Here is a 12,149-nt window from a genome sequence, read left to right as displayed (position 1 = left end):
GAGCCGATCGCCCAGGGCACGCCGACGTCGTCGGGGCCGGCGGTGAGGGTGTTGTTGCGTCCCTTGCGGAAGGTGTGGCCGATGGGGTGGACCGGGGGGAGGTAGACCACGTCGAAGCCCATCGCGGCGATGGCGTCCAGGCGGCGGGCGGCGGTGCGGAAGGTGCCATGGGGATGCTCGGGGGTGCCCTCGGAGCGGGGGAAGAACTCGTACCAGGAGCCGTACAGCGCCCGTTCGCGTTCCACCAGCAGCGGCAGCGGGTCGGAGGCGGTGACCAGCTCCCGCAGCGGATGGCGGGCCAGTACCTCCTCCACCTCCGGCGCCAGCGCCGCCGCCAGCCGCCAGGCGGCCGGCCGGCCCTCGTCGCGCAGGGCCGCCGCCGCGGCGAGGACGACACCGCGCCCCTCGCGCTTCGGCACCCCGGCCGCCGCCCGCTCGTACAGACGGGCGCCCTCCTCGAGGACCAGGTCCGTGTCCATCCCCGCGGGGATCTTGATCTGCGCGTGGTGCCGCCAGGTGCCGACGGGGTCTCCCCACGCCTCCACCGTGTACGTCCACAGGCCGGGCGCGTCCGGGGTGACCTCGGCGCCCCACCGGTCGGTACCCGGGGCCAGTTCGCGCATCGGCGTCCATGGGCCGGGGCGGCCCTCCGGGTCCCGCAGGACCACATTGGCGGCGACGGCGTCGTGCCCCTCGCGGAACACGGTCGCCGATATGCCGAACGTCTCTCCGGTCACCGCCTTCGCGGGCCTGCGGCCGTGCTGTACGACCGGACGGACGTCGAGGACGGGTATGCGGCCGACGGCGGTCGCCTCGTCCGTGGCGGATCGCTCCCGGCCGGGCGGACCGGCGTCGGCCGGAACATTGGCCGAAGTCCTTCGCGTGCCGCTCTTCTTGCCGGTTGTCCGGCTGCTTGTCGGGGGGGCTGACGAGTGGTGCGTGGCGGGCATGACCGCTCCTGTCCGCGTCAACGGGGGTGTGGGCGGATGACTGTGGGGAGGTGGGTCCTGCGGATTGACCTGTGGTGCGTCTGGGGGCGTACCGGAGGGAGCCTTCCCACCCTATTCGGGTGGGCAACCGGCACTTTGTTAACTACTCACGCGTATGTCTACACACAAGACCGGCCCTCTCCGGAGGCATTGGCCCAGAGTGACCGGTACCCGCACGGTGGGCGCTCAGTCAGGATGCTGTACGTCCCCACCGACGCGGCAGTAACCACTACCGTCGACCTTGACGACGAGACGCACACTGTCGTGCGTCTTCAGATGCAACGCGTCCGAGGTGGAATGTGAAGGCGATCCGTCGGTTCACCGTCCGTCCCGTTCTCCCCGAACCTCTCCGTCCGCTCGGCGATCTGGCGCGCAACCTGCGCTGGTCCTGGCACACGGAGACGCGCGACCTGTTCGAGTCCATCGACCCCGAACGCTGGGCCGCCTCCGAGGGCGACCCGGTCCGGCTCCTCGGCGGCGTGCGCCCGGGGCGCCTCGCCGAGCTCGCCGAGGACCGCCGCTTCCTGCGCCGGCTGGCCGCGGCCGTGGACGACCTGGGCGACTATGTGACCGGCGACCGCTGGTACCAGACGCGGTCCGCCGACCTGCCCGCCGCCGTCGCCTACTTCTCCCCGGAGTTCGGCGTCACGGCCGCCCTGCCGCAGTACTCCGGCGGCCTCGGCATACTCGCCGGCGACCATCTGAAGGCGGCCAGCGACCTGGGCGTCCCCCTGATCGGTGTCGGCCTGCTCTACCGCCACGGCTACTTCCGGCAGAGCCTGTCCCGGGACGGCTGGCAGCAGGAGCACTACCCCGTCCTCGACCCGCACGAGCTGCCGCTCGCCCTGCTCGAAGAGGCCGACGGCACCCCCGCCCAGATCTCCCTCGCCCTGCCCGGCGGCAAGCGGCTGCGCGCCCGGATCTGGCTGGCCCAGGTCGGCCGGGTGCCGCTGCTGATGCTCGACTCCGACGTCGAGGAGAACGACCTCGGGGAACGCGGGGTCACCGACCGGCTGTACGGCGGCGGCAGCGAGCACCGGCTGCTCCAGGAGATGCTGCTGGGCATAGGAGGGGTGCGGGCGGTGCGGACGTACTGCCGGCTCACCGGCCACCCCGAGCCGGAGGTGTTCCACACCAACGAGGGGCACGCCGGGTTCCTCGGCCTGGAGCGGATCGCCGAACTGTGCGACCAGGGGCTGGATTTCGACGCGGGCCTGGAGACCGTCCGGGCCGGGACCGTCTTCACCACGCACACCCCCGTCCCGGCCGGCATCGACCGCTTCGACCGGGAGCTGGTCGCCCGCCACTTCGGCCCCGAGGCCGAGCTGCCGGGCATCGACGTGGAGCGGATCCTGCGGCTCGGGATGGAGACCTATCCGGGCGGCGAGGCCAACCTCTTCAACATGGCCGTGATGGGTCTGCGCCTGGCCCAGCGCGCCAACGGCGTGTCGCTGCTGCACGGCCAGGTCAGCCGGGAGATGTTCGCCGGACTCTGGCCGGGATTCGACCCCGAGGAGGTGCCGATCACCTCGGTGACGAACGGGGTGCACGCCCCGACCTGGGTCGCCCCGGAGGTGTTCCGGCTCGGCGCGGGCCGGGTCGGCGTCCAGCGCACCGAGGACGCGCTGACCGTGGACGGCACCGACCGCTGGGACGCGGTCGCGGACATCCCGGACCAGGACGTCTGGGAGCTGCGGCGGACCCTTCGGGAGCAGCTGGTGACGGAGGTACGGGAGCGGCTCAGGGCCTCCTGGCGGCAGCGCGGCGCGGGCACGGCCGAACTGGGCTGGATCGACGGCGTGCTCGACCCCGACGTCCTGACCATCGGATTCGCCCGCCGGGTCCCGTCGTACAAGCGCCTGACCCTCATGCTGCGCGACCGCGACCGGCTGATGGACCTGCTGCTGCACCCCGAGCGGCCGGTGCAGATCGTGGTCGCCGGGAAGGCGCACCCGGCGGACGACGGCGGCAAGCGGCTGGTGCAGGAGCTGGTGCGGTTCGCCGACGATCCGCGCGTCCGCCACCGGATCGTCTTCCTGCCGGACTACGGCATGGCGATGGCGCAGAAGCTCTACCCCGGATGCGACATCTGGCTGAACAACCCGCTGCGGCCCCTGGAGGCCTGCGGGACGAGCGGTATGAAGGCGGCGCTCAACGGCTGCCTCAACCTCTCCGTCCTCGACGGCTGGTGGGACGAGTGGTTCCAGCCGGACTTCGGCTGGGCGATCCCGACCGCGGACGGCGCCGGCACCGACCCCGACCACCGCGACGACATCGAGGCCGCCGCCCTCTACGACCTCCTGGAACAGCGGGTGACCCCCCGCTTCTACGAGCGGGGCCAGGCGGGCCTGCCCGACCGCTGGATCGAGATGGTCCGCCAGACCCTGGCCCTGCTCGGCCCGAAGGTGCTGGCCGGCCGCATGGTCCGCGAGTACGTGGAGCGCCTCTACACGCCGGCCGCGCAGGCGGGCCGCGCGCTGACCCCGGACGCGGCGGGGGAACTGGCCGTCTGGAAGGCCCGGGTGCGCTCCGCCTGGCACGGGGTGAGCGTCGACCACGTCGAGACGACGGCGGCCACGGCCACCGCCGAGCTCGGCACCACCCTCGGCCTCCGGGTCCGGGTGGGCCTCGGCGACCTCACCCCGGACGACGTGGAGGTCCAGGTGGTCTCCGGCCGGGTCGACTCCGAGGACCGCATCACGGACGCCACCACGGTGCCCCTGAAGACGGCGGGCGGCCCCGACCCGGACGGCCGCCGGCTCTACGAGGGCCCCCTCTCCCTGGACCGCACCGGCCCCTACGGCTACACGGTCCGCGTGCTGCCCACCCACCGGCTGCTGGCGTCCGGCGCGGAACTCGGCCTGGTGACGGCACCTTCGGAGGAGGTGGTGGGGGGCGCCGGGGTGCTGCTGCGCTGATCCGGGCACCCGGCCTCGGCGGAGCGGCTCAGGGGCGTCCGGCTCAGAGGAGGTCCGGCTCGGCGGCCAGTCTGCGCAGCGCCGCTCCGCATCTGCGCGCGTACGCGTGCTGCAGCCCGCGCGTCGCCGCTCCGCCGGCCCGGGCGTACCACTTCTGCGCCCGGCTGAACGCGGCGACCGTCAGCCACACCGTGCCGTCGCCCGTGCGGTCCACCACGAAGGCCTCCTCACCGCACTCGGGGTGACCGGCCAGGGTGCCGTAGGCCCAGCCCGCGCGGCGGTGTTCCTCTACCGTCCAGACGACGCGGCAGGGTGCCTTGATCAGACCGGCCAGGGTGACGGTGACGTCGACCTCGGGGGCGGCACGGTCGGCGTCGGCGTCGATGCCGACGCCGATCGCCCGGTGCATCTCCCAGGTCAGGACGGCCTCGGCGGCCCGGCGGAACACCGGCTCGCCCTCGCCTATGCGCGTGCGCACGTGCAGGGGGTGGAAGCCGGGCGGGCAGGCGGCGAGGTCCTCGCGGGTGGCGCCGACCGCCTCGTAGGTGAAGGACATGGGACCCAAGAGTAGGGCGGCCCCCGGGACTGCCTTCGTCCCGGGGGCCGCTCCAGTCAACTACACGGCATTCAGCTGACGTTGACCGCCGACCAGGCCGCCGCCACCGCCTTGTACTCGGTGCTGGTGGAGCCGTAGAGGGCGGATGCCGCGCTCAGCGTGCCGGTACGGGCCGACTTGTAGTTGGTCGTCGACGTGAAGTACGTCGTCAGCGCCTTGTACCAGATCTGCAGCGCCTTGGCGCGGCCGATGCCGGTGACCGTGGAGCCGTTGTACGTCGGCGAGTTGTAGCTGACACCGTTGATCGTCTTCGAGCCACTGCCCTCCGAGAGGAGGTAGAAGAAGTGGTTCGCGACGCCCGACGAGTAGTGCACGTCGAGGTTGCCGACCGACGAGGACCAGTTGTCGGCGGAGCCGCCGTCCTTGCTGGGCTTGTCCATGTAGCGCAGCGGCGAGCCGTCGCCGTTGATGTCGATCTCCTCGCCGATGAGGTAGTCACCGACGTCCGAGGAGTTGGCCGCGTAGAACTCCACGCCCGTGCCGAAGATGTCGGAGGTGGCCTCGTTGAGGCCGCCGGACTCACCGCTGTAGTTCAGGCCGGCGGTGTTGGAGGTGACACCGTGGCTCATCTCGTGGCCGGCCACGTCGATGGAGGTCAGCGGGTGAGTGTTGCTCTCACCGTCGCCGTAGGTCATGCAGAAGCAGCTGTCGTCCCAGAACGCGTTGACGTACGCGTTGCCGTAGTGGACGCGGGAGTAGGCGGCGACGCCGTTGTTCTTGATGCCGCTGCGGCCGAAGGTGTTCTTGTAGAAGTCCCAGGTGAGCTGCGCGCCGTAGGCGGCGTCGACGGCCGCCGTCTGGTCGGCGGTGGAGCTGGAGGCGGCGCCGGTGCCCCAGGTGTCGTCCGCGTCCGTGAACAGGGTGCCGGCGGAGGAGCTGGTGCCGTGGGACTTGTTGTACGTCTTGTGGCCGCCGCGCGTGGTGTCGTACAGCTGGTACGTCGACCCCGACAGGGTGGTGTTCAGGCTGACCGTGCCCGAGTACAGGCTCTTGCCGGTGCCGGTCTCGATGCCCTGGTACTCGTAGAGCTTCTTGCCGGTGGCCGCGTCGGTGATGACGTGCAGCTGGTTGGGGGTGCCGTCGTCCTGGAGGCCGCCGACGATGGTCTCGTAGGCGAGGACGGGCTTGCCGGAGCCGGCCCAGATCACCTTGCGCGCGCCGTCGGCGGAGGTCTTGGCCGAGCCCGCGGCCTTGGCGGCGGTCAGCGCCTGCTTCTCCGCCTTGGCCGCGGCGATCTGCGGCTTGAGCGAGGCCACCTTGATGGCCGACTTGGTCGCCTTGGTGACGCCCTCGGTCTTGCCCGCCTTGGAGGTGTGGACGACCAGGTCGCCACCGAGCACCGGCAGGCCCGCGTAGGTGCGCTCGTAGCGGGTGTGGACGGTGCCGTCGACGTCCTTCACGACGTCCTTGACGACCAGCTTCTCCTTGGCGCCGAGGCCTATGTGCTGCGCGGTCTTGGCGGCGCCGCTCTGCGCCTTCTGGATCAGGGTGGTGCGGGCGGCGGCGGAGAGCGTGGTCGGGGCGGCGGCCGGCGTCTTCGCGGCGGCGGCCGCGGTCCCGGCGGAGGCACTGGTGGTCAGGCCCGTGGTGAGCAGGGCTCCGGCCGCGACAGCGGTGGCGATGGCCAGAGTGGTGCGCTTGTGACGCGCGTAGAGGGTGCTCACTCAAGCTCCTTCTTCGTGGGGGAGTCCGGGCAGCGTGGGGTTACTGGCCGGAGTGCGTTGTGAAGTTGCTGTGCTGCTGCGGCGGGTGAAGGAAGAGTGACATCGGGGCGCGTACATGTCAGGACCCCAAAGTGATGTTGGCTGAAAATCGTCTGACTGGTAAACGTTGCGGGAATGTAAACGGGCGCCGCCCCGGGGGATCGAACCTCCGGGACGGCGCCCTGTCTTCGGTGCCGTACGCTGCGGTTTACGGGAACGTCAGCTTCCAGCCGTTGATCGTTCCGACGTCCTGTGCGGCCTGGTCCTGGACCTTCAACTTCCAGGTTCCGTTGGCCGATTCGGATGAGGCGTTGACCGTGTACGTTTCGTTCACATTGTCCGCCGAGTCGGACGAGCTGAAGCTCTTCAGCCGGTACGAGGCGCCCGAGGGACCGACCAGATCGATCACCAGGTCGCCGCGCCAGGTGTGCGTGATGTCCACGCTCACCTGGAGGTTGTTCGGCGCGTTCCCGGTCCGGCCGGAGACGGCGATCGACGAGGTCACCGCGGCCCCGTTGTCCGGGATCGACACGTCGGTGCCGTTCTCGTACGAGGTGCCGCCACCGCCGCCGCCACCCGAGCGCGAGCCGACCGCGATGGCCGCCCAGGCGTCCTGCACCGCCTTGTACTCGGCGCTCGTGGTGCCGTACAGCTCACCGGCCGCCGCGAGGGTGCCGGTGCGGGCGCCCGCGTAGTTGGTGGTGGAGGTGAACTTGGTGCTCAGCGCCCGGTACCAGATCTGCAGCGCCTTGTCCCGGCCGATGCCGGTGACCGGAAGCCCGTCCGAGGTGGGCGAGTTGTAGCTGACGCCGTTGATGACCTTGGCGCCGCTGCCCTCGCTCAGCAGGTAGAAGAAGTGGTTCGCGGGGCCCGACGAGTAGTGGACGTCGACCCCGCCGATCCCCGAGTACCAGCTGTCCTTGGACGCGCCGTCCTTGCTGGGCTTGTCCATGTAGCGCAGCGGGGTGCCGTCGCCGTTGATGTCGATCTTCTCGCCGACGAGGTAGTCGCCGGCGTCGGAGGAGTTGTTCGCGTAGAACTCCACGCCGGCGGCGAAGATGTCGGAGGTGGCCTCGTTGAGGCCGCCGGACTCGCCGCTGTAGTTCAGGCCGGCGGTGTTGGAGGTGACACCGTGGCTCATCTCGTGGCCGGCCACGTCGATGGAGGTCAGCGGGTGGGTGTTGCCGGTCCCGTCGCCGTAGGTCATGCAGAAGCAGCTGTCGTCCCAGAAGGCGTTGACGTACGCGTTGCCGTAGTGGACCCGCGAGTACGCCCCCACGCCGTTGTTCTTGATGCCGCTGCGGTTGAAGGCAGACTTGTAGAAGTCCCAGGTGAGCGCGGCGCCGTAGTGGGCGTCCGCGCCCGCGGTGGCGGCGTTGGAGCTGGTGCCGTTGCCCCAGGTGTCGCTGGTCTGGGAGAACAGGGTGCCGGTGCCGGAGCTGCCGCGGTTGAGGTTGTACGTCTTGTGGCCGCCGCGCGCCCCGTCGGTGAGGGTGTAGTTCGACCCCGACTGGGTGGTGGTGAGCGTGACCTGGCCGCTGTACTGGGTGTTGCCGGTGCCGGTCTCGATGCCCTGGTACTCGTAGAGCTTCTTGCCGGTGGCCGCGTCGGTGATGACGTGCAGCTGGTTGGGGGTGCCGTCGTCCTGGAGGCCGCCGACGACCGTCTCGTAGGCGAGGACGGGCTTGCCGGAGCCGGCCCAGATCACCTTGCGCGCGCCGTCGGCGGTGGGCCTGGTGGCGCCGAGGGCCCTGGCGCGCTGGACGGCCTGCTTCTCGGCGCTCGCCCTGGTGACGCTCGGGGTGAGGCCGGCGACCTTCAGCGTGGCGTTCGTCGCCTTGATGACGCGCAGGGTGGCGCCCGACTTGGCGGTGTCCACGATCAGGTCGCCGCCGAGGACGGGCAGCCCGGCGTAGGTGCGCTCGTAGCGGGTGTGCAGCGTGCCGTCGGCGTCCTTGAGGACGTCCTTGACCACCAGCTTCTCCTTGGCGCCGAGGCCTATCGCCTTGGCGGTGCCGGCCTTGGCGGCACCGGCGTCGCGGATCAGCTCGGCGCGCTGCGAGGGGGTGAGCTTGACCGCCACATGGGCGGGATTGGCCTTGCCCGAGGGGGCCTTGGCCGGAGCGGCGCTGGCGGCGCCGGACTGGACGGCCGCGGCGATCAGTGCGGTGACGCCGGCGAGGGCGACGGCGGCGGTGTGGCGGGGGGTGGTGTGGGAGGTGCGTCGGCGCGAGGAATTGCTTCTCAACACGGACTCCTTCAGCGTGGCCGCGGGTCACGCGACCAGGGGAGATCACAGCGGTGAAACTGTGGGGTTGCTGTGAAGCGACTGTGGGAAGAGTCGCAGCAGCCCGTCCGTCTGTCAGGAGCGCGTCAGGAATTTGGCCGGAAACGGTTCGTTGACCGGATGTTCACGTTCGATATGCGAACTCTTTACGTTCGGTCCCCGTGCCAGGTGCGCCACAGTGCCGCGTACGCCCCGTCGGCCGCCACCAGCTCCTCGTGCGTGCCGAGTTCGGTGAGGCGGCCGTCCTCCATCACCGCCACCCGGTCGGCGTCGTGCGCGGTGTGCAGCCGGTGGGCGATGGCGATGACGGTACGGCCCTCCAGGACGGCGGCCAGGGCCCGCTCGGTGTGCCGGGCGGTCGCCGGGTCCAGCAGGGCGGTCGCCTCGTCCAGGATCAGGGTGTGCGGGTCCGCCAGGACCACCCGGGCCAGGGCGAGCTGCTGGGCCTGCGAGCCGTCCGTGGCACGGCCGCCCGTGCCCAGGCGGGTGTCGAGGCCGTCCGGCAGCTCGCGCACCCAGCCGTCGGCGCCGACCGCGGTGAGCGCCGACCACAACGCCTCGTCGGTGGCGGACGGTTCGGCGATCAGCAGGTTCTCGCGGACCGTGCCGAGGAAAACATGGTGCTCTTGGGTGACCAGCACCACCTGGCGGCGCAGCCGCTCCGGCTCAAGGTCCGCGATCGGCACCCCGCCCACCGTGACCGTGCCCGCGCCCGGCGCGTCGACGCCCGCGAGCAGCCTGCTCAGCGTCGTCTTGCCCGCGCCGGACGGCCCGACGACCGCCAGCCGCTCCCCGGGCCGCACGGTCAGGTCGACCCCGCGCAGCACCTCGCCGCCGCGCTCGTAGGCGTACCGCACCCCGCGTACGTCGATCCGGTCGTCCGCCGGAGCCGGCGCACCGCTGTCCGCCGGGCCCCGCGGCGACCGCGCCAGCCCCTCCACCCGGGCGAACGAGGCGCTGCTGCTCTGCAGTTGCTCCACCCGCATCAGGATCTGGTCCAGCGGATCGGTGAACTGCCGCAGATACAGCGCGGCGGCCACCACCGCGCCCAGCCCCACCCTCCCGTGCGCGTGCAGCACGCCGCCGATCAGCAGCACGCCAGCCACCGGCACGGTGTACGACACCTCGACCGCCGGGAAGAACACGGTCCGCAGATACAGCGTGTACAGCCGGGTCCGCCGGGACGTCTCCAGCGCGTCCCGGCTCGCCGTGATCCGCCGCTCCTGAAGCCGGAACGCCTCCACGGTCCGCGCCCCCGACGCCGTCGCCGCCACGATCTCGGCGACCTCCGAGGTGGCCGCGCCCTCGGCGAGGTAGCCGTCCCGGGCCCGGCGCAGGTACCAGCGCAGGGCGAACCAGATCGGGGTCAGCCCGAGCACCCCGAACAGACCCAGCAGCGGGTCCAGGGCGAAGACCGCGCCCAGCACGAACAGCGCCTGCACGCCGCACACCAGCAACTCCGGCCCGACGTCCCGCAGCGTGGTGCCGACCACGCCCACGTCGGCGGTGCCCCGCGCGGTCAGGTCGCCGGTGCCGGCCCGCTCCACCACCGACGCGGGCAGCGACAGCACCCGGTCCACGAAGTCCTCGCGGACCCGGGCCAGCGTGCGCTCGCCGAACCGGTACCCCACGTACCGGGCGAAGCGCGCCAGCAGCAGCTGGGCCAGCGCGCACACCAGGATGCCGACCGCCAGCCGGTCCACCACCGCGACCCCGCCCCCGGCCCGCACCTCGTCGACGATCCGCCCCAGCAGCCACGGCCCGGCCAGCCCCGCCGCGGCAGCCAGCGCGTTCAGCACCAGCACGGCGGCGAAGACCCGCCCATCGGCACGCACCAGCCGCACGGTCGCCCGGTGGACGTCCGTCCGCTGGGCCACGGGTAGTTGGCTCGTGGTCGGTGTCACCGTACGGCCTCCTCGGCGTCGGTGTCCCGGGCCACCAGGGCCCGGTATCCGGGTTCCTCTTCCAGCAGCCGCCGGTGCGTGCCGGTGGCGGCGAGTTTGCCGTCGGCGAGGTAGTGCACGGTGTCCACGGCGTCCAGCACCAGCGGGGAGGTCGTGGTGACCATCGTGGTGCGGCCCTGACGTGCCTCGCGCAGCCGGTGGGCGACCGCGGCCTCGGTGTGGGCGTCCAGTGCCGAGGTGGGCTCGACGGCGAGCAGCACCTCGGGGTCGGCCAGCAGCGCCCGGACCAGCCGGACCCGCTGCCGCTGCCCGCCGGAGAGGCTGCGGCCCTGCGCGGTCACCGCCGAGTCCGGCCCGTCCGGCAGGCCCTGCACGATGTCATCGGCCACCGCCGCCCGCACCGCCCGCGCGACGGCCCCCTCGTCGCGTTCCAGGCGCCCGGAGACCACCTCCCGCAGCGTCCCGGCGAACAGGTCGGCCTCGTTGTCGGCGACCAGGATCCGCGCCCGCACCTCGGCCAGCGGCACGGCGTCCAGCCGTACCCCGCCCCAGGTGACGTTTGAGGGGACGTACCGGCCCAGGCGGTCCACCACGGCGGCGGTCTCCGCGGGCCGCGCGCCGACCAGCGCCGTCAGCCGCCCGGGCGGTACCCGCACCCCCGACTCCGGGTCGTACAGCGCGGCCGGTTCCGCGGGCGGGGACAGGGTGCCGTCGTCCGGCTCGGGCTCCAGCCGCAGCAGCCGTACGACCCGGCGCGCGGCCACCACGCCCCGGCTGAGCTGGTAGCCCATCTCCAGGAAGAACGCCACCGGCCCGACGAGGATCGACGCGTAGCCGTACACCGACACCAACTCGCCGATGGTGATGTCCCCCTGGGCCGCCAGCCGGGCCGCGAGCCAGGTGACCGCCGCCAGGAAGAGCGTCGGCAGCCCCACTCCGAGCGCCTGCACCCAGCTGGCCACCGCGCCCACCCGGTAGCCCTGCTCCCGCAGCCGCTCGGAGTCCCGCCGGAAGGAGTCCGCGAACAGCCCCTTGCCGCCCAGCCCGTTGAGGACCCGCAGCCCGCCCGCGAGGTCGCCGATCCGCGCGGTCAGGATGCCCTGCCGCTCCCGGTACTCGGTCTCCGAACGCTGCAGACGCATCGTCAGCGGCCCGGCGACCAGCACGATCAGCGGTACACCGAACAGCACCACCGCCGCCAGCACCGCCGAGACCGACAGCAGCAGCCCGGCGACCACCCCGTAGACGACCACGGCACCCACACCCGGCCCGACGAAGGTCAGCGCATGGGAGATCGTCTGCACGTCACCCACGCCGATCGTGACGACCTCCCCGGCCCCCGCCCGGCGCGGCAGGGCGGCTCCCAGCCGGACCGCGTGCCCCACGACCACCTTGACCGTACGGAAGTTGGCGTCCATCCGCACCCGCGTCATCGTGCGGTGCCGCATGATGCTCAGCCAGGAGTTGAACGCCCCGACCACGAACAGCGCCGCCGTCCACCAGGCCAGCGCGTCCAGGCGCCCCGGCACCAGCCCGTCGTCGATCGCCCGGGACATCAGATACGGCGTCGCGGCCAGCAGCGTCATCCACACACTGCTCAGCAGCGCCCCCGTGAGCGCCCGGCCCGACTGGCGCCGCACCAGCCACCACAGGTACCACCAGCCGCCACGGCAGTCGGGCGTCCCGGGATCCTCGTACGCGTCGATCATCTGCCCCCGTCTCCTCGGCTCGG

Annotated in this window: 7 protein-coding genes; 1 reads left to right on the top strand and 6 read right to left on the bottom strand. The window is 72.1% G+C overall.

The features are described from left to right. Positions 1-950: maltotransferase domain-containing protein (locus ACZ7L0_RS38840; RefSeq protein ID WP_471247296.1), on the bottom strand; the 950-nt coding region annotated here is incomplete at its 3' end. 338 nt (positions 951-1,288) lie between these two features. Here ACZ7L0_RS38840 and ACZ7L0_RS38835 point away from each other — a divergent pair. Then, complete coding sequence (locus ACZ7L0_RS38835) at positions 1,289-3,907, top strand: glycosyltransferase family 1 protein (protein ID WP_471247295.1); 2,619 nt, start codon at positions 1,289-1,291, stop codon at positions 3,905-3,907. Positions 3,908-3,950: 43 nt separating this feature from the next. Here the strand turns inward: ACZ7L0_RS38835 and ACZ7L0_RS38830 are convergent, their stop codons facing one another. The 5 genes from ACZ7L0_RS38830 to ACZ7L0_RS38810 all read right to left on the bottom strand — a co-directional run bounded on the left by ACZ7L0_RS38830 (position 3,951) and on the right by ACZ7L0_RS38810 (position 12,126). Continuing rightward, a complete protein-coding gene (locus ACZ7L0_RS38830; RefSeq protein ID WP_471247294.1) occupies positions 3,951-4,463 on the bottom strand; it encodes a DUF1990 family protein in 513 nt (170 codons plus the stop codon). 71 nt (positions 4,464-4,534) lie between these two features. After that, complete coding sequence (locus tag ACZ7L0_RS38825; RefSeq protein WP_471247293.1) at positions 4,535-6,187, bottom strand: M4 family metallopeptidase; 1,653 nt, start codon at positions 6,185-6,187, stop codon at positions 4,535-4,537. Between the two features lie 247 nt (positions 6,188-6,434). After that, a complete protein-coding gene (locus ACZ7L0_RS38820; RefSeq protein ID WP_471247292.1) occupies positions 6,435-8,474 on the bottom strand; it encodes a M4 family metallopeptidase in 2,040 nt (679 codons plus the stop codon). Between the two features lie 185 nt (positions 8,475-8,659). Beyond that, positions 8,660-10,417 carry an ABC transporter ATP-binding protein gene (locus ACZ7L0_RS38815; RefSeq protein WP_471247291.1) on the bottom strand — a complete coding sequence of 586 codons (1,758 nt, stop codon included), beginning with the start codon at positions 10,415-10,417 and terminating at the stop codon, positions 8,660-8,662. Further along, positions 10,414-12,126, bottom strand: a complete 1,713-nt coding sequence (locus tag ACZ7L0_RS38810) for an ABC transporter ATP-binding protein (protein WP_471247290.1) — start codon at positions 12,124-12,126, stop codon at positions 10,414-10,416. The genes ACZ7L0_RS38815 and ACZ7L0_RS38810 overlap by 4 nt, the downstream gene beginning before the upstream one ends. Between the last annotated feature and the right edge of the window lie 23 nt (positions 12,127-12,149).

This window comes from Streptomyces sp. NPDC039424, assembly GCF_055639495.1.
The sequence above is the reverse complement of the archived record's forward strand: the minus strand, read 5'-3'. Positions and strand labels throughout refer to the sequence as shown.

Bases quoted from the DNA above. Each gene is read 5' to 3' on its own strand.
- ACZ7L0_RS38830 (WP_471247294.1), bottom strand. From the start codon at position 4,463: ATGTCCTTCACCTACGAGGCGGTCGGCGCCACCCGCGAGGACCTCGCC.
- ACZ7L0_RS38810 (WP_471247290.1), bottom strand. From the start codon at position 12,126: ATGATCGACGCGTACGAGGATCCCGGGACGCCCGACTGCCGTGGCGGC.